The organism is Thermococcus sp. (assembly GCF_026991495.1).
GTDB lineage: Archaea > Methanobacteriota_B > Thermococci > Thermococcales > Thermococcaceae > Thermococcus.
On record NZ_JALXBJ010000005.1, the window covers coordinates 1 to 20,719 of the forward strand.

General features: G+C 55.9%; 21 protein-coding genes and 2 pseudogenes. 9 read left to right on the forward strand and 14 right to left on the reverse strand.

What is annotated here, in order from left to right; genetic code table 11:
* Positions 1-563, reverse strand: a pseudogene (locus MVB78_RS00320) (RNA helicase); the annotation flags it as partial.
* A 99-nt stretch (positions 564-662) separates the two neighbouring features.
* Here MVB78_RS00320 and MVB78_RS00325 point away from each other — a divergent pair.
* A complete protein-coding gene (locus MVB78_RS00325; RefSeq protein WP_297486598.1) occupies positions 663-1,055 on the forward strand; it encodes a 30S ribosomal protein S8e in 393 nt (130 codons plus the stop codon).
* A gap of 130 nt (positions 1,056-1,185) precedes the next feature.
* Here the strand turns inward: MVB78_RS00325 and MVB78_RS00330 are convergent, their stop codons facing one another.
* Positions 1,186-2,367 (reverse strand): ATP-binding protein, encoded by a 1,182-nt coding sequence (locus MVB78_RS00330; protein WP_367270969.1) that lies wholly within the window; start codon positions 2,365-2,367, stop codon positions 1,186-1,188.
* Positions 2,330-2,479: a hypothetical protein gene (locus MVB78_RS00335; RefSeq protein ID WP_297486599.1), complete on the reverse strand. Its 150-nt coding sequence runs from the start codon at positions 2,477-2,479 to the stop codon at positions 2,330-2,332. Before MVB78_RS00335 ends, MVB78_RS00330 begins: the two co-directional genes overlap by 38 nt.
* A 602-nt stretch (positions 2,480-3,081) precedes the next feature.
* Here MVB78_RS00335 and MVB78_RS11300 point away from each other — a divergent pair.
* Together MVB78_RS11300 and MVB78_RS00340 are read left to right on the forward strand one after the other, a co-directional pair.
* The gene (locus MVB78_RS11300) at positions 3,082-3,273 is read left to right on the forward strand and encodes a hypothetical protein (protein WP_366940168.1); all 192 of its coding nucleotides are present in this window, start codon (positions 3,082-3,084) and stop codon (positions 3,271-3,273) included.
* Positions 3,270-4,178: an ATP-binding protein gene (locus tag MVB78_RS00340; RefSeq protein ID WP_366940167.1), complete on the forward strand. Its 909-nt coding sequence runs from the start codon at positions 3,270-3,272 to the stop codon at positions 4,176-4,178. The genes MVB78_RS11300 and MVB78_RS00340 overlap by 4 nt, the downstream gene beginning before the upstream one ends.
* Here the strand turns inward: MVB78_RS00340 and MVB78_RS00345 are convergent.
* Together MVB78_RS00345 and MVB78_RS00350 are read right to left on the reverse strand one after the other, a co-directional pair.
* Positions 4,175-5,245 (reverse strand): NOG1 family protein, encoded by a 1,071-nt coding sequence (locus MVB78_RS00345; protein ID WP_297486600.1) that lies wholly within the window; start codon positions 5,243-5,245, stop codon positions 4,175-4,177. The two genes, MVB78_RS00340 and MVB78_RS00345, sit on opposite strands and share 4 nt — an antisense overlap.
* A 56-nt stretch (positions 5,246-5,301) precedes the next feature.
* Complete coding sequence (locus tag MVB78_RS00350; protein WP_297486601.1) at positions 5,302-5,499, reverse strand: hypothetical protein; 198 nt, start codon at positions 5,497-5,499, stop codon at positions 5,302-5,304.
* Between the two features lie 102 nt (positions 5,500-5,601).
* Here MVB78_RS00350 and MVB78_RS00355 point away from each other — a divergent pair, with 102 nt between their 5' ends.
* From MVB78_RS00355 to MVB78_RS00365, 3 genes are read left to right on the forward strand one after another with little or no spacing between them, the layout of a single operon-like run.
* Entirely contained in the window at positions 5,602-6,354 is a 753-nt protein-coding gene (locus MVB78_RS00355) for a hypothetical protein (RefSeq protein WP_297486602.1), read from the forward strand.
* Positions 6,351-7,619 (forward strand): bifunctional sugar-1-phosphate nucleotidylyltransferase/acetyltransferase, encoded by a 1,269-nt coding sequence (glmU, locus tag MVB78_RS00360; protein ID WP_297486603.1) that lies wholly within the window; start codon positions 6,351-6,353, stop codon positions 7,617-7,619. Before MVB78_RS00355 ends, glmU begins: the two co-directional genes overlap by 4 nt.
* A complete protein-coding gene (locus tag MVB78_RS00365) occupies positions 7,612-8,715 on the forward strand; it encodes a DUF835 domain-containing protein (RefSeq protein WP_297486604.1) in 1,104 nt (367 codons plus the stop codon). Before glmU ends, MVB78_RS00365 begins: the two co-directional genes overlap by 8 nt.
* On the opposite strand, the gene MVB78_RS00370 is transcribed toward MVB78_RS00365, so the two are convergent.
* Entirely contained in the window at positions 8,712-9,383 is a 672-nt protein-coding gene (locus MVB78_RS00370) for a TBP-interacting protein (RefSeq protein WP_297486623.1), read from the reverse strand. The genes MVB78_RS00365 and MVB78_RS00370 overlap by 4 nt on opposite strands.
* A gap of 115 nt (positions 9,384-9,498) precedes the next feature.
* On the opposite strand from MVB78_RS00370, the gene MVB78_RS00375 reads away from it, so the two are divergent.
* The gene (locus tag MVB78_RS00375) at positions 9,499-9,672 is read left to right on the forward strand and encodes a preprotein translocase subunit Sec61beta (RefSeq protein WP_297486625.1); all 174 of its coding nucleotides are present in this window, start codon (positions 9,499-9,501) and stop codon (positions 9,670-9,672) included.
* Positions 9,673-9,727: 55 nt separating this feature from the next.
* Here the strand turns inward: MVB78_RS00375 and MVB78_RS00380 are convergent, their stop codons facing one another.
* From MVB78_RS00380 to MVB78_RS00395, 4 genes are all read right to left on the reverse strand, one after another.
* A complete protein-coding gene (locus MVB78_RS00380; RefSeq protein WP_297486605.1) occupies positions 9,728-10,489 on the reverse strand; it encodes an acetate--CoA ligase family protein in 762 nt (253 codons plus the stop codon).
* Positions 10,490-10,500: 11 nt separating this feature from the next.
* Positions 10,501-11,916 (reverse strand): acetate--CoA ligase family protein, encoded by a 1,416-nt coding sequence (locus MVB78_RS00385; RefSeq protein WP_297486606.1) that lies wholly within the window; start codon positions 11,914-11,916, stop codon positions 10,501-10,503.
* 86 nt (positions 11,917-12,002) lie between these two features.
* A complete protein-coding gene (locus tag MVB78_RS00390; protein WP_297486607.1) occupies positions 12,003-12,776 on the reverse strand; it encodes a sugar phosphate isomerase/epimerase in 774 nt (257 codons plus the stop codon).
* Positions 12,773-13,969: a magnesium transporter gene (locus MVB78_RS00395; RefSeq protein ID WP_297486608.1), complete on the reverse strand. Its 1,197-nt coding sequence runs from the start codon at positions 13,967-13,969 to the stop codon at positions 12,773-12,775. The genes MVB78_RS00390 and MVB78_RS00395 overlap by 4 nt, the downstream gene beginning before the upstream one ends.
* Positions 13,970-14,083: 114 nt before the next feature.
* Here MVB78_RS00395 and MVB78_RS00400 point away from each other — a divergent pair, with 114 nt between their 5' ends.
* Both MVB78_RS00400 and MVB78_RS00405 read left to right on the forward strand, forming a co-directional pair.
* The gene (locus MVB78_RS00400) at positions 14,084-14,689 is read left to right on the forward strand and encodes a potassium channel family protein (protein WP_297486609.1); all 606 of its coding nucleotides are present in this window, start codon (positions 14,084-14,086) and stop codon (positions 14,687-14,689) included.
* Complete coding sequence (locus tag MVB78_RS00405; RefSeq protein ID WP_297486610.1) at positions 14,682-15,263, forward strand: potassium channel family protein; 582 nt, start codon at positions 14,682-14,684, stop codon at positions 15,261-15,263. The genes MVB78_RS00400 and MVB78_RS00405 overlap by 8 nt, the downstream gene beginning before the upstream one ends.
* Here MVB78_RS00405 and MVB78_RS00410 read toward each other — a convergent pair.
* From MVB78_RS00410 to MVB78_RS00425, 4 genes and pseudogenes are all read right to left on the reverse strand, one after another.
* A pseudogene (locus MVB78_RS00410) lies at positions 15,260-17,117 on the reverse strand (aldehyde ferredoxin oxidoreductase family protein). The gene MVB78_RS00405 and the pseudogene MVB78_RS00410 sit on opposite strands and share 4 nt — an antisense overlap.
* Positions 17,118-17,478: 361 nt before the next feature.
* A complete protein-coding gene (locus MVB78_RS00415; protein WP_297486627.1) occupies positions 17,479-19,380 on the reverse strand; it encodes an aldehyde ferredoxin oxidoreductase family protein in 1,902 nt (633 codons plus the stop codon).
* A gap of 90 nt (positions 19,381-19,470) precedes the next feature.
* Entirely contained in the window at positions 19,471-20,307 is an 837-nt protein-coding gene (locus MVB78_RS00420) for an aldo/keto reductase (protein ID WP_297486611.1), read from the reverse strand.
* A gap of 214 nt (positions 20,308-20,521) precedes the next feature.
* Positions 20,522-20,710, reverse strand: coding sequence for a hypothetical protein (locus MVB78_RS00425; RefSeq protein WP_297486612.1), 189 nt, complete (start codon positions 20,708-20,710; stop codon positions 20,522-20,524).
* Positions 20,711-20,719: the final 9 nt, after the last annotated feature.

Sequence of the window (20,719 nt, forward strand, 5' to 3'; positions counted from 1 at the left end):
TGCTTCGCCTTAAGCTCGTCCCACTTCGTTATCTCGGGGTGTCTCGTCGGGTCAAAGCGCGGATCAAAGGCGTAGAGAACCTTGTCAAGGTCGCGGAAGCGCTCAAGCAGCCTTTTAGCCTGGTCGAACATTGCAACGCTGTTAAACCTGAAGCGGAGTTCTCTTTTTAGCTCGTCCTCGGCACAGCGCTCGCAGATGTATTCGTTGTGGTACTTAACGCGGTTCCCCTCTGTGAGGACGGTTATTCTGCCGTCGAGGAGGCATAGGCGGCACAGTTCAGCCCTCTCGACGTGCTTGTTCTGGAGCCTCCGTCTGAAGTAGTCCTCCCATTCATCGGCGTTGACGAGGACTATCCTGGCACCCCTGAGGAGCTTCTCCATCTCCTTCGGGTTCCTGTACTGGCTCCCCTCAAGGACTTTGAAGAGCCTCCCCTCGCGCATTACGAAGCGGTATATGGCGTCAGCCTTAAGGTTCCTCATCTGGCTGAGCTTCTCCGGCTCGTTCTCGATGAAGAAAGCCTCAAGTTCGTTCTTCTTCCTGCCCGGTCTCACGACGAAGAGCATGAGAGCCTTCCCCCACTGGATGGAACAAGAAAAAGCTTATAAACGCACCCCTCAAAGAGGCCTTGGGTTAAAGGCTCAGGCTCATGTGAGGTGAAGGAAATGGCCATCTGGCAGGGAAGATCACTCAAAAAGCCTTCAGGTGGAAGGATAGTTCTCACACGGAAGAAGAGAAAAAGAGAGCTCGGAAGGGAGCCCGCCAACACGAGGGTAGCCGAGGAGAACGAGAAGAGGAAGATCATAAGGGCCTACGGCGGCAACAGGAAGGTTCGCCTCGTTGAGGCCCTCTACGCCAACGTCTTCGAGAACGGAAAGGGCAGGAAGGTTAAGGTGCTCAACGTCCTCGAAAACCCCGCGAACAGACAGTACGCGAGGAGGAACATAATCACCAAGGGTGCAATAATAGAGACCGAAGCCGGAAAAGCCATCGTCACCAGCAGGCCCGGCCAGGACGGGGTTATCAACGCCGTCCTCATCAAGGAGGAGAACGCCTGATTCCCTCTCAAATTTTAACTTCGGGTTTCCAATTCTGGAGGGTCTGAGGCGTTAGGTGTATTTTTGCCACCGTTAAGACCGTAAACCTCAAAAAGTTAACGGTACCGTAAAGTTTCGCGGGTTTACAGTGTTAACGGTTCAGGGAGTACCTTCTCTGGGAGCCGTTCCCAACCGACATCACAAGGCCCAGGGATTCGAGCTTTTTGAGCCTCCGGAGTACGCTCGGCTTTGATAACCCGACGTATTCCGCTATCTCACCGCTCCTCCTCGGGATGGAGAGGAACTCGATGATTTTCCGGTCGATCTCGTCCAGCATCTTCGCTGAGGCCTTCTTGAAGACAACTTCAAACCGGTTTGCGCTGCTCCTGAACTCCACATCGACAAGGCCGTGTTTTTTGCACTCACTCCTTATCATTCTAACCCCATAGCCGTATTTCTCGATGTAGCCGGAGTCGTAGAGGAGACCGCAGAGGTGGGGGTTTCTGGGAACGTGCTCCGGGTCGTTCAGATCAACTCCAGGCATCAGACCACCGGGGTTTCTTATCACCAGCCTGTCAGGGTATATGAAAACCCTAACGTCCGCGGGTATGGCGTAGTTCCTGTGGGCGAATGCGTTGATTATCGCCTCCCTGATGGCCCTCGGAGGATACTCAGGCAGTTTTTTCCTTCTTGTGCCACTAACAACCTCAACGCTACCAACCTGGGACATCAGCTCGGCGTACATCTCATCAATGACTTTCCAGACTGGCCCGCTGAACTCCTTACTCCAAACGGGCCGGTCGTTCTCCATCCTGATTATCCTGCCCCCAGAGTGGGGCAGAAACTCCTGGGCATCCGTGAAGAAGAGAACCCCGGCGTTGGTAAGCTTGCTCCCTTTGATTGCCCTGGCGCTTCTCAGATAGCGGTTCCACTCTTCCCGTGGAATCTCCCTGCCCCTGGCCTCTTTCATCGCGGAGAAAAACCACTCCACGTATTCTTCTCGAATATTCGAGATGTCCACAGCTGGAAACTCATCCCATGTTACAGTTCCAAGCTCGGAGGAGAGCATCACTATCTCCTGGATCGAAAGCGACCTTATCCCAGAGCCGACGCGGATGTAGGCGACACCACCGATGGAGCAGAGGGTCTTCGACCTTGGAACCTCGATGACGAAGACCTTTCTCCCGCCAACGTCGACGACGCTGGTTCTGACGCTCACCGGTGGCGTTATGTTCTGGAGGGAGGATGCAAGAACCTCCGTCACTTTTTTGGGATCACAGCCGAGGATTTTTCCATCATCGGAGACTCCAACGAGCAGGTATCCCCCCCTCAGCGTTCGCCATGGCGCAGATTTCCCTCGCTATGTTCGGGGTGGCCGTTCTTTTGAACTCAATCCTCTCGTTTTCCCCTTCTTTTATAAGGGCCAGCAGTTCGTTAACGTCCATGGTTGCCGTTAAGATCGTAAACCTCAAAAAGTTAACGGTACCGTAAAGTTTACCGGGTTTACGGTGTTAACGGTAAGGGTGGTACCTTCTCTTCCTGCTCTCCACAGCCTTTCTGCCGAGGAAGTCGCGCTCGATCCGCTCCATGAGGAGCTGATGTTCTGGAGTTACGCAGGGGGTCACTCTTGAGCTCGGTTCCGAACAGCAGGCGAGTCAACCGCTTCGCGAGCCCCAGATAGGCCCTCTTCTGGACTTTAGTTGATATACGTTGACGCAAACGTCATCTACAACGCAATCGCGGAAGCAGAGCCCACGGAGTATGCACTCAAGGCTTGGAACTTGAGGGAAAAGCTACCTCGTGAACTGCGATAAATGGGGTGGTTTACTTTTTTCTTTTGAAAGCCTCGCCGCTCACAGCGGGAAGGAGGTCAGACGCCTAAATTCCACACCGATCAGCCATCTTCCCTAAGCTCTCCTTTCTCGGCATTCTTCACCACCAGTCCGCAATATTCTCCCAGCCTCCAACCTTACAACTTCGCCTTCCTCAAGTCCTTTAAAATCTCTCTCAACCCTTTTAACTATCTGGGTGATAGCATACTATCGGGGTGATAGATTTGTACTTCGACGAGAGACCCAAGAGCAGGAGGGAGGATCTGTACGATAGAGAAAGAGAGCTCGAGGAGATGCTGGCCTCAATTGAGTCCCGCAAACCGCTGATAGTTCTCAAGGGAATCCGCAGGCTCGGGAAGACCTCCCTCCTGCAAGTTGCACTTAGCGAGGCCAAAGTTCCCACGTGATAGCCGACCTCCGCAGAGTAAACCCGAACTCAAGGCGCGACCTCTACCTCCGCTTCCAGAGCGCGCTTAACGAGTATTTCTCAAAAAACGCCTCCCTCCTCGCGAAGCTGGAGAATAAGCTAAAGTTCATAGACGGTGTGAGCCTTTCAGGAATGGGCATTTCGCTCTCGTGGAAGAACCCGGAGACGCTGTACTCCATCATCTCAGCGCTCGAAGGCGATGGTTTTGTGATAGCCTTCGATGAGGTTCAGGAAGCGAGGGGGCCAGCGGGAAAGGAGCTCGCCTCGTTGATAGCCCACTTTTACGATTATGGCGAAACAACGTTCATACTAACCGGTTCTGAAATCGGCCTCCTCTACGACTTCCTCGGCGTTGAAGACCCAGAGGCTCCACTCTACGGGAGGATCTTCCATGAGATAGAGCTTTCCAGGTTTTCCAAGGAGCAGAGCCTGGACTTTCTCAGAAAGGGCTTTGAACAGGCCGGCCTTGATGCTTCAGAAAAGGTTCTGGAAAAGGCCGTTGAGAGGCTCGACGGAATAGTAGGCTGGCTCGTGAAGTTCGGTGTGGCTTCGCTCAGGGAAGGTGTTCGGGAAGATGTTATTGATAAAGTCCTTGAGGAGGCATCTAAGCTCGCTTTGGCCGAACTTGAGCGCTTCCTTGAAAAGAGACCATTAGCGAGGAAGCGCTACATGACAGTTCTTCGGGCGATAGCCTCGGGTAAGAGCACCTGGAGCGAGTTGAAGAGAGAGCTCGAAGGAAAAGAGAAGAGAAAAATCGAGGACGCCACGCTGGCGAGACTCCTCAACGCGCTTCTTAAGGCGTCGTTCATCGAGAAGAGGGTCGAGAGGCGGAACGTAACTTATCGTATATCCGACCCAGTCCTTGAGTTTGCCCTCCGCGGCTAAGTTTCCCTGAACCTCGAAAGTTCCCTCTCCATCATCATCCTCGCTCGCTCCTCAACCATCGGCTTGACGAGCTCGATGACGCGCTTCCTGAGCTCCTTAAGGCCCTCGCCTGTCAATGCCGAAACCCTCAGCGGTTCGAGGCCCTTTGCTTTAACGAACTCCTCGACTTTCCTTATCTTCTCCTCGTCGGCTACGTCCACCTTGTTGAGCACCGCTATGAAGGGGAACTCGCCGAACTCTCGGTAGATCTCCTCAAAGAGGTGGGTCTGTTCCTCTATAGGGTAGCCGCAGTACTCGCTCGGGTCGAAGGTGTAGACGATTACCTTTCCGAGGTGCTTCAGAGCGAGGATGGCCTGCCTCTCGACCTCGTTCCTCTCGCTGAGCGGCCTGTCGAGCAAACCGGGCGTGTCTATAACCTGATAGCGTAGGTAGTGCTCCTCGAACTGGCCGACGTTTATCCCCCTGGTCGTGAATGGATAGCTCGCAACCTCTGGCTTCGCGTTGGTTAGAGCCCTCAGCAAAGTGCTTTTGCCCACGTTCGGGTGGCCGGCTATGACCACCGTCGGGAGCTCAAGGTCGACGACCGGCAAATCCTTCAGGACGTTCCTCGCCTGATTGAGATAATCAAGGTCGTCCGCTATGTCCCTTATGACGTCGGCAACGCGGCCGTAGAACTGCCTTCTGAGCTTTGCAATCTCATCCGGGTCTCTGGAGTGGCGTATCTTCTCGGCGTAGCGTTGCTCAAGGTTCCTTACAGTCCTCACCGCCCAGCTGACGTGGGCCAGCGAGCGGTGGAACTGATCCCTGTCAACCAGGGTGTCCACTAAGTCCTGGTAGAACCTTGGAAGCTCCGAAAGGCCGGGGGTCCTGTCGAGGAGCTTCTTCAGGTTGTCCCTGACCACGTTGGAGACCGTTCTAATCCTCAGCTCCTCCCTCTCCCTCGCCTTCGAGAGCCGTCCCCCCTTAGGGGTAAGCGCCGAGGCGGCCTTTTCGGCCCTCCTGAAGGCCTTGTCAATGAGCTCGTCAGCGGTAAGAACTGTTGGCATCTTCTCAAACGGATTCTTCATAGTCCCTCCTCCCCTGCTCGCGGAGAAAAAGTTGGGGAGGGACTTTAAAAAGATATTCAATCAAGGGATTTATAGAGGATGTAGCCCGTCAAAGAGGCAAGTCCAACAAGGAACAGCAACACAAGCGTCATAATCCTACCGATGCCAGAAGTGTCCGTAAAGCCCGCTATCACCAACAGGAAGAACACAACCACGAGCAAGATACCGAGCTTTTCGAAGGCCCCCTCGTATTTGTTCAAAACGTTCAGCCCCATTCTTCCACCCCCTAAGGTTCATTCTAAAACCCAGATCGGTGTGGAAATATAAAAAAGTATCGCTCGAAAAGTTTATGACAGTTGGGGGGCATGATTATAGTGGTGTCTTCCGTGCAGAGCGTGCTTCCAGCCCTCTCCTGGGGTGTCCTTTATTCAACAACCTTCACGTTCATGCTGGCCCCATCGCCGGCCCTATTTGACCCCGCTTCCAGTGGAACCTACTACCTCCCATCGCTCTTGGGGATACTCTCGGCTTTTCTCTTCTACTTCCGCTTCGATATAGGGCTCATCCCCCGGAGCGTCATCAGGAGGGAGTCCAGCTTCGCCCCCTACTTCTTCATCTACATGTTCATATTCTCGCTCGTTTTCAACTACCCTTTGGGCCGGGTTTTAGGGGGGATAAAGCCGATGGAAGCTGACCTCCTGAACGGAATCCTGGGCCTCGCGGTGCTCCTCCTCATACCGGAGCGGTTCTCAATCAGGCTCAAAATCCTTGAAGACGAGTCCGGCCGAGCCCTCCTCCTCTCCTTCCTCATGGCCATATTTCAGATACCTGCCCTAATGGACCTTTCAAGAACCGCCCTATCCCTACTGCCCCCCCTCATCTTAGGCTTCAAGCCATCGGAGGCCCTGAAGCTCTCCTTTCTCTCCCTCCCAGCCTACATGATGGTCCTGGTGGCCCTCAGCCCGACCCGCTGCCATGGGACGGTTGGCTGCTCCATAGCGTTTTCAGCGGCTTTTTTCGCGTCCATAGCATTGGCAGCGCTCCTCCTGAGGCTCTCAAAGCTGAGGGCCTTCTGGCCGGTTTATTCAGTCATCCCCCTTGCCCTTTACGTTCTGGAGGTGGTAGTGTGAAAGCGGTTGTGCTCGCGGCAGGAAAGGGTGAACGCCTGAGGCCCCTCACAGACGACAGGCCTAAGGTCGTCCTGAAGGTGGCCAACAGACCGGTGATAGAGTACGTCCTTGAGAACCTCGACCCCTTCGTGGACGAGTTCATCCTGATAGTCCGCTATAAGAAGGAGAAGGTAATGGAGACCTTAGGAGACGAGTTCAACGGAAAGCCGATAACCTACGTGGACCAGCTCCCCGGTGAGGGAACGGCCAAGGCCATAGAGTCCGCCAGGGAGCACGTTGGGGACGAGGAGTTCATAGTGGCCAACGGGGACATCTACTTCGAGGTTGAGGGAATCAAAGACCTCCTCTCGGTTTTCAGAAGGGAGGGGGCCGACGCGGCAGTTCTCGTGAAGCATTTCGACGATCTGAGGCACTTCGGCAGGGTTGACGTTGAGGGGACGCGGGTTACGGGCGTCACAGAGAAGCCGAAGGCCGGCGGGGGCTACGCAAACCTCGGCCTCTACATCTTCAAGCCCGGGGTTTTTGAGTTCATAGAGAAAACCACCCTGAGCAGCAGGGGGGAGTACGAGATAACCGACACGCTGAACCTGATGCTCGAAGCCGGGAGAAAGGTGGTTTACGCCGTCTACTCCTCCTACTGGAACGACATCGGAAGGCCCTGGAACCTCCTTGAACTCAACGAGTACCTCCTCAAGAACAAGCTGAGGCACGAGATAAGGGGAACCGTTGAGGAAGGAGCCACCCTGATCCCGCCGGTTGAGGTGGGCGAGGGAACCGTTGTGAGGAGCGGTTCCTACATAATAGGGCCGGTCAAGATAGGCAGGAACTCCCTGATAGGCCCCAACTGCCTCATAAGGCCCTACACGAGCATAGGCGATAACTGCCACATTGGAAACGCGGTTGAGGTGAAGAACTCGATAATAATGGATCACAGCAACGCCCCCCATCTGAACTACGTCGGCGACTCGATAATCGGGGAGAACACCAACCTCGGGGCCGGGACGATAACTGCGAACCTGAGGCACGACAGGGGAAACGTTAAAGTGGAGATCAAGGGCAGGCTCGAGGACAGCGGCAGGCACAAGCTCGGGGCGATAATAGGGCACGGGGTGAAGGTCGGCATAAACGTCAGCATCTACCCGGGAAGGAAGATAGGGAGCGGTTCGTTCATAGGGCCGGGGGTCGTGGTCGACAGAAACGTTCCCCCCAAGACCCTCGTGGTCTTAAGGCAGGAAAAGGTCGTGAAGGGGATGGGAGGTGGTTGAGGTCAACTGGATAGCGATCTTCAACTTCATCTCCCGCTGGCTCCTCTTCACGTCCGCAGCCTACAAGGCCTACCAGACAAGGAACAAAGGCTGGGCCCTGATCACGACGGCCTTCTTCATCGACGCCCTCGACATAGAGAGCTACATACTCACACCGCTGGGCATCACCGTCCCAAAGTGCTCCTACCTAATCGCCTCCAAGATCCCGAACTTTTACTTCTCCATATTCGCCTTCTGGGGGTCGTTTCACCTCAGGTACCTCAGGACATCCTTCAAACAGCTCGTGTACCTGATAGCCGTTGCGGTTGTATCTTACGTGTGGCTCTTTCTCTTAGCCATCGACGCGTTCCACGGGGACTTCGCCCTCTCTTCGAGCGTTCCATCCCTCCTGCTCGCCGGGGCCCTCATATACCTCGCCTACGTGATGTGGAGCTACGTGATAGGCCGGAGGTGGGTGGACAGGCTCTTCCCGATAGGGCTCGTGCTGGTCGGCTTCCTTAACCTCACTTACCCAGTTACGAGGCCTATACCATGGTTCGCCGAGATAGCCTTTCTGCTCGCAGCGTTAGGCAGGTTTATGGCGGCAGTCGGACTTTCCACCTTCGTCTTCTACCCCCTGGCCGAGCCCCACAGGCTTCCAGAGACCTTCAAGCCCGGCGCGTACCTGTTTAAAAGCGAGGCCGAGGTTCAGAAGCGCATGCCCGACCTGTTCAAGAGGGACATCGTGGCGATAACCCGCCTTTCGCCCGAGCTTGCCAGGGAGAGGTTCACCCCCAATTCGGTGGTCTTCTGGATAACCCGGGCAAAGGAAGGCGAGATAAGCGAGAACCCGAGGATAATGGCGATGCCCCCCTCTAAGATAGGCATCCTTCAGGACATCGTCGCAAAGGAGCTTGAAAAGGGCTACCGCACGGTCTACTTAGACGCCATGGAGTACTTGAGCACAGAAGTCGGGTTTACGACCGCGGTGAAGTTCCTCCTGTCCCTCAAAGACCTGACGGTCTCAAGGGGCGGCTCACTGGTGGGGGTCATAAACCTGAGCGCCTTCAAGGATAACGAGGCGAGGATAATCAGAAAGGAGTTTGGGGGTGACTAAGCCCCTCCCCTCAGGTTCTCCCTGAGGAACTCCCTGGCCTCCTCCGAGAACTGGGACTCCTTCACTTCCTCTCCAAATTTGTTGTAAACCTTTCCGTCCCTGAAGTTTATCTCGAAGATTTCGTAGCGCTCCCTGCTCTTCTCGTGGAGTTTTATGCCGTGGCTTTTCAGGTGGGCCTCAAGGCTGTCTATGTCAACGTACTTCCCGCATCTCTCGCACTTGTAGAAGGGCCAGAAGATGTAATCGTGTCCCGGGACGGCGTTCTCCTTTATGTGTTCAATCATGCGACCCCCGAGGTAGTCGTAGAAGTCCTCCTGGACGAGCTTCCCCTCGTCCTCAACGACCTCAAAGCCGTTCCAGATTATGTGGTCGTTTATATCACTGACGGTCGCCCTCACGTACTTGTAAGTCATCACAAACGCACCGTTGTGAACTTTAAACACCCCCTTGTCTGGGATGGCGATTATTTTTATCCCCTCCCCTTCAAGTTCCTCGGTCATCTCGATGGCATGCTCAAGGTCGTCGGCGGGGTATATCCTGACCTCAAGGCCGCTCTTCTTATGGACTCCAAGGATAAAGTCCTCCTCAAGCTTCCAGTGGTAATCGTCGATGTACCTGACCTGGGTGTGCACCCTCTTCATCCTAGGGCTCAGCTCGCTGTACTTCATTTCCACCACCGTCGGGAGTTCGCTCCGATGTTAATAAACCTTAGCGAAAAGGTTTAAAAGACGCCCCGGGACAAAGCTTATTAGCGCTTACCCACAAACCCCGGAGGGGATGAAAATGGCGAAGGACAAGACAACGCTCCCCCCGACGGGAGCGGGCCTCATGAGGTTTTTCGACGAGGACACGAGGGCGATAAAGGTCAGCCCAAAGGGGGTCATAGCGATAACCCTCGTGCTCATAGCCTTCGAGATCCTTCTCCACATGTTCGGCCCGAGCATCTTCGGCTCGTGAGCCTTCCCTTTGAATTTTGAATCACACGGGGAAACAAGCAGAAAGAAAAAGAATTTCAAGCGCACTTCTCCCTGTAGCTCTGCCCTATCTCCCGCTCCCTCTCCTCGGGCACCTTGAGGATTATCCTCGCATCAACGACGACAGCACCCCCGCCCTTCTCGTAGACGAAGACGGGGTTGAGATCCATCTCCTTTATGTACTCCTTGAGCTCATCCACGAGCTCGCTGACCTTCATTAGAAGCTCAACTATCGCGTCTATGTCCGCCGGCTCCTCACCGCGCGCCCCAGCGAGGATGGGGTAGCCCTTTATCTCCCGGATCATCTTCTCGGCATCGCGCTCGTTTATCGGGATTATGCGGAAGGTGACGTCCTTCAGAACCTCGACGAATATTCCGCCGAGACCGAACATGAGAGCGTGGCCGAACTGGGGATCCTCTGTTACGCCGATGATCACTTCCCTGCCGGGCTTGAGCATTGGGGCTATCAGAACTCCAAGTATCTCGGCGTCCGGCCTGTATTTGCGCGCGTTCTCGTGTATCTCCCCCCACTTCTTCCTGAGCTCCTCTGGGGTTTTTATGTTGAGGAGAACCACTTTGGCGTCGCTCTTGTGGAGTATCTGGGGTGACATGAGCTTCATGGCAACCGGGTAACCGATCTCCTCGGCGTACTTCAAAGCTTCATCGAGGGTCTTGGCGAGCTTCTCGTTGGGCACCGGGAGACCGTAAGCCCTCAAAACCTGCTTCGCCTCGTACTCAACCATTGCCGTCCTCCCCTGGGCGAGGACGGACTCAACAACTTTGAGAGCCTCATCCTTCATAACTACCACCCTCAGGCCTTCCTCAGGTATTCGGCGTAGCGGACGAGACCCGCCAGCGCCCTAACGCCCCTCTCCGGGGTCGGGTAAACAGGGACGCCCCGCTCCTCCAACATCTTCGCGTAGTGCTCGGTCTTCCTCCCGCCCATCGCGACGGCCACGATCGGCTTACCGCTCCTCTCTTGGTAGTCGGCGAGTATATCGATGATCTTCTCGTCTTCGAGGAGCGGCACCTGGAAGAGGACTATAACGACCACCGCATCCACGTTCGGGTCGTTGACAAAGGCCTCTATGGCCAGCCTGTACCTCTCGGCGTCGGTGTCTCCGACGACATCGGTCGGGTTCCCAACGACGGCGTGGGGCGGAAAGTGTTCCTTCAAAAACCTGCGGCTTTCCTCGCTCAGCTCGGCCATCCTGAGCCCGAACCGCGCCACGGCATCGCTGGCCATGACCCCCGCTCCCCCTCCATCGGTTATTATCCCTATCCTGTTCCCCTTCGGGAGCTTGCCCTTGAGCCTGGCGAAGGCCTTGGCGAGGTCGAACATGTGCTCGAAGTCGTCGGCGCGGATTATCCCGGTCTGCTTGAAAACGGCATCGTAGATGACGTCCTGCCCGGCGAGCGAGCCCGTGTGGGAGGATGCCGCCTTGGCGCCGTACTCCGTCCTTCCAGCCTTTAGGGCAACGACCGGTTTAACCCTCGTTATCCTCTTGGCGGCTTCAATGAACTTCCTCCCGTCTTTAACGCCCTCTATGTAGAAGGTCACGACGTTTATCCCGTCATCGTGGATGAAGTAGTCCATCAAATCGGCATCGTCCACGTCTATCTTGTTGCCGTAGCTGACCATCTTCCCTATCCCTATACCTTCGCCGGCGGCCCAGTCAAGCATTGCGGCTGCAAAGGCTCCGCTTTGGCTGACGAAGGCTATGGGGCCGCTCTTAGGCCTGTCCATCTTCTCATCCGGCAGGAATACCGTGTCAACTCCGGTATCGGGGGCGTAAATGCCAACGCAGTTCGGGCCTATAACCCGTATCCCGTTGGCCTTTGCTATTTCGTAGATCTCCCTCTCCATCCTCTTGCCTTCCTCACCGAGCTCTCCAAAGCCTCCAGTGATTATTATAACGGCCTTTATTCCATTCCCAGCTATGTCCCTCATGGTAGCCGGCACGAACTTAGCCGGAATGGCTATGACGGCCAGGTCCGTGTCGTCCGGGAGCTCCTCAACGCTGTGGTAGACTTTATAGCCCTCTATTTCGTCGAGCTTAGGGTTAACGGGGTAGAGTTTGCCCCTGAAAGACCCGTTTTCCCTGTTCCTCTTGAAGTTCTCGAATATCACGTTCCCTACCTTTCCCCTCTTATTGGTGGCACCTATCAGGGCGACGGCCTTCGGGTCAAAGAAGGGCCTCAGCTCCTCGACTATCTTCTCTCCCATGCTCTTCCCTCCAGAAGATTTACGTTCCTTCTTGGGGCGGAGTGTATAAAAGACTTGCGTTTTGTAAAACTGATCCCCCCTGAACTTCAAAGTCCACCTATGTCCCCGAGATAGGAGACTCCCCTCGCGGCATCGGTGAGGCTTGAGACCTCAAGTACTTTAGGAACGTCAGGGAGCTCTGGAAGGACTCTTTTCCAGGGAACCGTACCGTCACCGGGGGGCAGATGCTCATCTAACTTGCCGGAGTTGTCGTGGAGGTGAACGCTGACTATCCTGCCGCGGAAGGTGCGGAGGAAACCCTCAAAGTCCCTCGTCGTCGTGTTGAGGTGCCCCACATCGAAGGTTACCCCTAAGTTAATACCCTCAAGGAGCTCGGCGAGCCTCTCCGGGGTCTGGGCGTCTAAAATCGGGAAGTTGGGCATGTTCTCAACCCCAACAGAAACCCCGTGCTCTTCGGCGAGCTTTTCAAGCTCCATCAGGGAGCCCCTGTGGGTCATGTTGTAGTCCATCCTATACCTCCTGCTGACCGGTGAGCAGTGGCCGGGGTGAACGGTAACGGCAAGGGCACCAAGGACTGAAGCGACCTCAAGGGTCTCCCCCAGCACCTCGATGGAGACCCGCCTTATCCTCCCGTTCAGGGAGCCTATGTTGAGGTCGCTGAAGGGAGCGTGGAGGGTGACCCTGAGGGAGTGGCTTTCGAGCAGCTCAAGATAATCCCTCCAGCTGTCGCGGGTGACGAAATGCGGCCACTCGCTCACCAGCTCTACGACTTCAAAGCCGAGTTCCTTAGCCTTTTCAAGCCACTCCCCAAGGCCATCGAGGTTCCTTCCCGGGTATGCCGTCATCGAGAGACCGATCATGCTCCCACCAGCATTTTAGCCAAGATGACCACGAAGACCGTTCCCATCACATCGGATATCGTCGTCACAGTCGGGATGGCCACGTTGTCGGGATCTATGTTGAAGCGGTGAGATAGATAAGCTATGAAAACACCTATCACTATGTTGATCACCACTAAGAAAGGATAACCTATAATAAATGGCCATATGAGGGTCCCGGTGTAGCCTATCAGGCTCGTAACGTGAACCGCTATGTAGTTGGTGAGGAAGCCGATTATTGGAGCCAACAGGAGCAGTGCTCCCACATCGAAATAAAACTCTTTCCTCACTAAGGCCTCCTTTCCGGAGAGGTTGAGCCGCGTGGAGGTTGTGGCGGCAGCTATCGACGCGAAGTTGCCCACGCTGTCGAGTATTGAAGGATACATGACGCTGAGAATGATGACCTTTGAGATAGCCCCGCTGTAGGATTCAAGGGTTGAACCGGATACTATTTCGATAAGCCCCAAGACGGTGAGGGCACCGGCAACTTCTTTAAATGCCTTCACATGCTCTCTGGTGTAACTGGAATAGATTATTACAAGCACAAACAGCGCCATCATCAGGGCGGTAAAGGCGTAGAATAAACCTGGATGATCCTCGTAGAAAAACACTAAATAAACCAGCGTAGGAATGGTTACAACATCGGCAACAGACGTTATCAGGGGCGCAGCTATCATGTCTGGATCGGCGCCCCAGCGGTAGGGGAATATCGTTATGAAGGCCGTTGAGTAGCCGAGGAGGAACCCTATCACGAGGGCAGAAGCTATTATTATGAGGAGAACAACCCAGGCGGAATGAGAGAGACCGAGCTTCAAAACGCCGGCCATCCAGAGGACTATGAGGGGTATTTTTGAGCTTCCGATGGCCATCGAGATGTTGGTGGTGACCTCCCTGTCGAGAACGCCCCTTATCCTGCCTAAGTGGAGGGCAGTAGTCATCCTCGACGCCATGGCGCCGAAGACGTTTCCCCTCAAATCGCTGAGACCTGGAAGGATGACAAGGAGGAGCGGGTACGACGTGGCTATCATCTTGAAGTTCCTGCCAAGAACTCCACCGCCGACGAAATCAAGGGCTAAGCAGAGCAGTAGAGCCGGGAACGTCACCAAGAACGTCTGCTTCAGTCTCTCCCGCCAGCCCCTCGTCCCAACGGTTACTTCCACCGGGAGCATCCTCATCCCCTCCCATTCCGCCCACCTCCGGCCATTCTATGTAAAGTTTTTTATAAAAGTTGCCATCGGCGAAAAATAAATAAGAGAGCCCGGGGAGTGAAGGGTAGGGGAGGGAATCCGATGGAGGAATGGGATGAGGTGGAAGTTCCCGACAACGTGAAGGAGATTTTCGTTGAGATGAAGAACACGGCGGAGCTGATGGTTGACCTCGCCTACTCAGCGGTTCTATTCCGCGAGAAGGAGATGGCCAATGAGGTATTGGAGCTCGAGGAGTACCTCGACCTTCTGAACTACAATCTAATGGTCAGGGCGGTCCTCTCGGCCAGGAACATAAGGGATGCGGAGAGGATAACGTCCATCCTTCAGATGGGCCGTTCCATAGACGACATAACGAACGCAGCAGCGGATCTCGCCAAGATGGTGATAGAGGAAAAGGTCCACCCCCTCGTCACGGAGGTGATACTTGAGAGCGAGGAGACCATAGGCAGGGTCGTTGTTTCCCCCGAGTCAATACTCGTGGGCAAAAGCCTTGAGGAGCTCGACCTCCCCACCAACACCGGCGTCTGGGTGGTGGCGATAAGGCGCGGAAAGCGCTGGATCTTCGACCCAGACGAGGACGTCAAGATACTGCCCGGGGACATAATCATAGGCAGGGGAACGAGGACGGCGCTGGACTACCTGAAGGAGATAGCGAGGGGCATAATCAAGGTGATGCCCAATGGATGAGTTCGAGGAGATCAGGAACTGCCTCGTTGAGATGAAGGATCTCTCGGCCCTCATGATAGACCTCGCCTTCTCATCCGTCATGTACAACAGCGAGGACATAGCCGAGGAGGTCTACCTCTTGGAGGAGAAGATGGACGATCTCACTGTTAAGGTCAAACGCCTCGCCCTGAGGGCGGCAAAGCACGAGAAAGACCCGGAGACCCTCCTGAGCATAATAGACTTAGCGGATATAAACGAGCGCATAAGCGATGCCGCCTACGGGGTTTCCGACATAATCCTGAGGGACATAGAGCCGCACCCAATAATCCAGGAGATAATGGAGGACACAGAGGAGGAGCTCGGCAGGGTGAAGGTTCACAGGGGCTCCGTTCTCCACGGGAAAACGCTGGCACAGCTGAAGCTGCCGAGCAAGATCGGCGCGAGGATCCTCGCGATAAAGAGGGGCAGCAGGTACATCTACAACCCGGGCAAGGACGACGTGATCTACGAGGGGGACGTCCTCATAGCCGTTGGATCCGACCTCGACAGACTCAGAAAGGTTGCGGGTGAGAAGGTCGAAGAGGGAGAAGATTAAAGGGCCATCCTCTCCCTCACCGTTTTCAAAGCCCTCTCCGCATCTTCCCTGAGCTCAGGGAAGCCAAGCGCTTCCATCGTCTCGGGCAGCGGCACGCCAAGCTCCTCATCCCATCCCCTAAGCCTGTAGAACTCCCTTCTGGCCTCAATGAAGTCGTTGTAGTCTATGAAAGCCTTATTGCCCTCCGCAGGCCCATCCAGTTCGGGCTCCCACCAGCGGTCAGGGATAGTGTCGTCGAGCGGGGGAGTAACCCAGTCGAGAACGTCGTGGATTCTGGCGATGCTCTCAACGGCCCAGGCCCTTCTCCTGAGCTCTTCAACAGTCCATTCATCGCCGGTAACAAGGGAGTAGAGCTTAGCGAGGTCTTCCATCTTGTAGGGCACGAACTTGCAGGTTCCGAGCATGTCCGTGATGTAGCTCTCATCCCTGCCCTCTACCATAGACGGGACCAGCTCCTTAGCAGGGCCCTGGTTGGGGAGCTGGTGGGGCCCAGGCCAGCCACGGAGATGGCTCGCTCCCACATCGGCGGTGGCGTAGCTCAACGCGTAGGTTCTTCTGCCCCTTGGATCCCAGGCCGGTGCCTCCATCCCCTTGACGTGGACGGCTAAGTTGCAACCCCTGCCAAGCCTCTCACAGGCCCTCTTCACGCCGTCCGCGAGAATAGCCCCAAAGCCCTTCCTCTCCGCCATCAGCTTGATGAGCCTCTCCTCCGCCTCCTCATCACCGAAGCCCTTGACAGGGAAGCCGATCTCGTCCTCACCGATAAGTCCGCGTTCGACCATCTCGAAGAGCCACGCTATCGTGTTCCCAGTTGCTATGCTGTCCAAGCCGAGGTTGTTGACGAGCCAGTTGAAGTAAGCAACGGCTGGAAAGTTGAAGACCCCCGTTGCAGCACCGAGCATCGCCATGCTCTCGTACTCTGGCTTTACGCGGAATTTCCTGCCCTTGTATTCCACCTCAACGTATCGGGCGCACTTTATCGGGCAGCTCTTACCGTGGACGAACCACTCGGGCTCTATCTCGTACTTCTTTACCTCGTCTCCGGCCAGTCTGCTCGCGAGTTCGTCGGGGATGTGGGGCCTTGAGAAGTTGTAGGCAGGGCTCATTCCAAGGGAAGCGGCGCTCCTGAGGGCGTCGCTCGTCCCGTAGTTCCTCGTGTGCTCGTACTTGGGGTTGGTCGAGAACTCGTCATAGAAGGCCTGCCACAGCCTCTGGAATTCCTCCGGACTGGCAACCTTGGGTTTCTGACCGGGCTCTACGACAACGGCCTTGACCCTTTTGCTCCCGAGGACGGCTCCCAAGCCCCCCCCTTCCGCTCGCCCTCTCCGTGTCGTATATTACGTTCGCTATCCTGCACAGCCTCTCGCCGGCGGGACCTATCAAAGCCATGCTCGCCTTCGGGTGTTCCCTCCAGAGCTCCTTCGCCACCTCGTAGTTTCCCCTGCCCCACAGATGCCCCGCTGGAAGGATCTCAACTTCCCCATCGTGGACGTACAGGTAGACCGGCTCCTCGCTCCGCCCCTCGATTATCAGCGCATCGAAGTGGCCCTTCAGCTTGGGCCCGAAGGCATCGCCGCCGCTTGAGTCGCTTATCAGCCTCGTCTCCGGGCTCTTGCTCACCGCTATGACCTTGCTCGAACCCGGCACCAAACCCGTCATTCCACCCGGGGCGAAGACGAACTTGTTGGCCGGGCTGAGCGGGTCGGTTCCCGGCGGAACCTCCCGGTAGATCAAGTAGTAGCCGAGGCCCTTCCCGCCTATGAATTTCTCTATGATCTCATCTGGAAGCTCCTCGTAGGTAGCCCTTCCCCTGGTCAGGTTAACGCGCGCGATCCTATTGTGGTAGCCGTACATAACAAACCCCCCAGAACCCTATCTTTTCGCTAAGATGAAATTCTCATTGGTGTATTTAAAACTGCCGGCTCCACTTTAGAGGGAGCAAGGAAAAATACAGAGGGCCCGAAGGCACATCAAGCCTACGCCCCGGCTGTGCGGCACGCTGTTGTGGGTGCGGGAGACTACAAGCGGTGAATGCCCAGAGCGGCTCCCAGCCGTCACAAACGAAGTTCATGCGGACGGTCTTCATGTGCTTCCTGCACAGCCCGTACCCGGGGAGGCACGAGTCAATGGATCCGAACCACCGCAATCCTGCAGGCCTTGAGCCTTTCTTCCATGCCCGACCACTTGAGAAGAAAGGAGAAGAGAGACAAAAACCTCAGATTCCGGCCCCGATGTCCTCGGCGATGTCCGGGAGGTCAAGGGCAACGAGCTTGGCCTTGGTCGGGATTCCATCCCTGCTCCATCCGCGGGCCTGATAGTACTCATCCAGCATCCTGTCGAGCTCCCACGGCGGGACGTGGAGGCCTTTGCTGACTCCCTCCGGAATCGGCTCCCACATGATTCTGTATGGCAGAGTGTCGTCCTTCCTGCTGAAGCCCTCGCGGACGTTGAAGGCCCTCGCGACGTTCATTATCCTCTCGCCGGCGGTTATTACCTCAGCGTCGCCCATGCGCATTCCTGTTACGGCTTCGATGAGCTCCGGGAAGCCCTCAAGGTAGTACATGTGCCTTGAGAACTTACAGACGCCTGTTGCATCGTAAACTGCCATGAGGTTCTCGTGGATTGCTATCTCGAAGCCCTTGTTCTCGCCCTTCGTCCTGTCGATGTTGTCGAACTTCCACCACCTGCCGACGAGCTCGGTTCCGTAGGCTCCGGCAGTGAGGTGATCCGCACCGCGGACGCTGACGGCAAAGGCTAAGGCCATTCCCTTGATTCCCCTAACGTCGTAAGCCGGTGGTTCCATTCCCTTGACGTGCATCGCGAACTTCTCGCTTCCCTTACCCAAGCGTTCGCTGGCCCTCTTGACGCCATCCGCTAAGAGCTTTCCGAGGTTGCCCTCGCGGTAGGCCATCCTCCTGAGCGCTTCAACAGCCGCTTCGCCGTTGCCGAAGGTCAGTTCAATGCCGTCTGTGTCTTCCTTGGTGAGCAGGCCACGCTCGTAAGCTTCCATCGCCCACGCTATCGTGACTCCTGCGGAGATGCTGTCGAGGCCGAGCTGGTCGGCGAGGTAGTTGAGGTAAGCTACCGTCTCGAAGTCGTCAATCTCAAGGACGCCACCGAAGGAGTAGAGGGTCTCGTACTCCGGGCCGTCGACCTCGAAGGTGCCCCACTTCTTGCTCTCGACGTGAACGTACTGGCTGCAGGGCTTGTTACATCCGGGGCATGCCTTCCTTCCCTTCCTGTACTTCGGCGCCCAGTAGTAGGGGTCTATGTAGATGTGCTCCCTTCCCTCAGCCTTGGCCCTCTCGTAGGCCTTCTTGAAGAAGCCCATCTGCCAGTTCCTGGTCGGGAAGGTACCGCGCTCGCGGTTCATCCAGTCGAGGAACTCACCGCTTCCGTAGCCCATGTCGGCCTTTGTAGCCGGGTGGTCCTTAAACACCAAAGCCCACTTCTTTATCAGCTCGCGGAGCTTTTCAGGGTTCGCTATCGGGATTCTCTTGCTCCCCTTGGCGAGGATTCCCTTGAGCCTCTTGCTCCCGAGAACTGCCCCGGGGCCGCCCCTCGACGCCTGCCTGTCGTCGGTCTCGATGATCGAGATTAAGCTGAGCCTCTCACCAGCCGGCCCTATGAAGGCCGTTGCGTAGCCGGGGTACTCCTCTTTCGCCCTGCTCCTCGCCTCACCGGTGGTGAGGCCCCAGTAGGCATCTGCCGGGACTATCTTAACATCGTCGTCGTTTATGACGAGGAGAACCGGTTCCTCGCTCTTGCCCTCGATGATGAGCATGTCGTAGCCGGCCCTCTTGAGCTGGACGCCGAGCTCAGCACCGGCCATAGACCTGCCGTAGGCACCGGTCAGCGGGCTCTTGAAGTTGAAGGCCGTCTTTGAGCCGGTTCCAATGCCTGTATCAACGAACAGGCCCGGCGTGATGATCATCTTGTTCTTCTCTCCAAGCGGGTCGGCCCCGGCCGGAACCTCGTCGTAGAGAACCCTGGTTCCGAAGCCTACGCCGCCGAGGTACTTCCGCGGGAAGTCCTCTGGGAGGGGCTCGACCTTGACTTCTCCAGTCGTGAGGTTCACCCTGAGAACCCTACCCCAGTAACCGCCTGTCGCCTCCATCAGAATCACCTCGAAGGATTTTCGGGGGAGAGGATATAAGGTCTTCGCAAAAGGAACCGTTTGCAAACAATGGATAGGTAAACTGAGAGGTTAACTAACGCATTCCACCGCCTTCTCCCTGTCCTCCTTTGAAAGCCTCCAGCCCATCGCCCCGAAGTTCTCGTCAACGTGCTCCTTTCTGCTTGCCTTTGGAATCGCTACCACGTTGTCCTCCCAGATCAGGTAGTTGAGGGCAACCTGGGCGGCTGTTTTCCCGTACCCCCGCCCTATCCCGGACAGGCACTCGTCTCTGGCGAGGGCTCCCTTTTCGAGCGGGGTGTAGGCTATCAAAGCTATCCTCTCCCGCTTCATGTAGTCGAGCAGTCCGCTGGATTCCGGCCACCTATCGCGGAGCGAGTACTTGACCTCGTTGGCGACTATCTCGTACTTCCGCATCGCCTCCTGGCTTCTCTTAAGGAGCCCAAGGTCGAAGTTGCTGACCCCTATGTACCTTACAAGTCCCTCGTCAACGAGCTCCTCGAGGGCGTGGAGCGTCTCCTCTATTCTCCTGAAGTCCTCGACTGGCCAGTGAAGGAGGTAGAGGTCTATGTACGTGCCGAGCCTCCTCGCACTCGCCCTCGCCGCCTTCTTTGCGCTCTCGTAACCGAAGTGGGTCGGCCAGACCTTGCTGATAATGAAGAGCTCCTCGCGCTCGAACCCCTTTATGGCCTCACCAACGAGCTCTTCGCTGTGGCCGGCGCCGTAGAACTCGGCGGTATCAATGAGGTTCATCCCGAGGTTGAGGCCGTGTCTGAGGGCCTCAACGCTCTCCCCTTCGCGGGAGTAGTCCGGGTTCTCCTTTCCGCCTATCCCCCACGTGCCCATGCCTACCGCGGTAACCTTGTCCCCGCCTATCCTCTTGAGGTCTTCAAAAATCGGAACGTGCATAACATCACCTAATGCGATTTCGGACCAACCTTAATTAAGCTTATCCGAGGGTGATTTCAGGGCCAAGCTAAAAACAAAAAGTAACCTTCATGTCATCCTCCCCCATAGTTGGGTGCGGGGAAACCCAGCGAACCTCCTGTCGATCCACGGGGGCTTTGAGTGTTAATGAATAAAGAAAAGCTGAGGAAACTTTCATACCGGCCCAATCTAATAGCTAAACCTCCTCAAGCTTCTTTCTTATTTCCTCTGTATTCTTCCGCGTTTCTTCAAGGCCGCTTTTAAGCTTCTCGACCTCAACTCTAAAGTCGTTAAGGGCTCTATTCACTTGGTAGAATGCAAACACGAGGACAACCAAAATTATCAATCCAAGGATTATGCTTATCCACCCGCTGGGCGATGACATGTGTTCACC

Bases quoted from the DNA above. Each gene is read 5' to 3' on its own strand.
- MVB78_RS00425 (WP_297486612.1), bottom strand. From the start codon at position 20,710: ATGTCATCGCCCAGCGGGTGGATAAGCATAATCCTTGGATTGATAATT.
- MVB78_RS00325 (WP_297486598.1), top strand. From the start codon at position 663: ATGGCCATCTGGCAGGGAAGATCACTCAAAAAGCCTTCAGGTGGAAGG.
- MVB78_RS00370 (WP_297486623.1), bottom strand. From the start codon at position 9,383: ATGAAGTACAGCGAGCTGAGCCCTAGGATGAAGAGGGTGCACACCCAG.
- MVB78_RS00390 (WP_297486607.1), bottom strand. From the start codon at position 12,776: ATGATCGGTCTCTCGATGACGGCATACCCGGGAAGGAACCTCGATGGC.
- MVB78_RS00415 (WP_297486627.1), bottom strand. From the start codon at position 19,380: ATGGAGGCGACAGGCGGTTACTGGGGTAGGGTTCTCAGGGTGAACCTC.
- MVB78_RS00375 (WP_297486625.1), top strand. From the start codon at position 9,499: ATGGCGAAGGACAAGACAACGCTCCCCCCGACGGGAGCGGGCCTCATG.
- MVB78_RS00400 (WP_297486609.1), top strand. From the start codon at position 14,084: ATGGAGGAATGGGATGAGGTGGAAGTTCCCGACAACGTGAAGGAGATT.
- MVB78_RS00335 (WP_297486599.1), bottom strand. From the start codon at position 2,479: ATGGACGTTAACGAACTGCTGGCCCTTATAAAAGAAGGGGAAAACGAG.
- MVB78_RS00405 (WP_297486610.1), top strand. From the start codon at position 14,682: ATGGATGAGTTCGAGGAGATCAGGAACTGCCTCGTTGAGATGAAGGAT.
- MVB78_RS00420 (WP_297486611.1), bottom strand. From the start codon at position 20,307: ATGCACGTTCCGATTTTTGAAGACCTCAAGAGGATAGGCGGGGACAAG.
- MVB78_RS00345 (WP_297486600.1), bottom strand. From the start codon at position 5,245: ATGAAGAATCCGTTTGAGAAGATGCCAACAGTTCTTACCGCTGACGAG.
- MVB78_RS00385 (WP_297486606.1), bottom strand. From the start codon at position 11,916: ATGGGAGAGAAGATAGTCGAGGAGCTGAGGCCCTTCTTTGACCCGAAG.
- MVB78_RS00350 (WP_297486601.1), bottom strand. From the start codon at position 5,499: ATGGGGCTGAACGTTTTGAACAAATACGAGGGGGCCTTCGAAAAGCTC.
- MVB78_RS00395 (WP_297486608.1), bottom strand. From the start codon at position 13,969: ATGAGGATGCTCCCGGTGGAAGTAACCGTTGGGACGAGGGGCTGGCGG.
- MVB78_RS00380 (WP_297486605.1), bottom strand. From the start codon at position 10,489: ATGAAGGATGAGGCTCTCAAAGTTGTTGAGTCCGTCCTCGCCCAGGGG.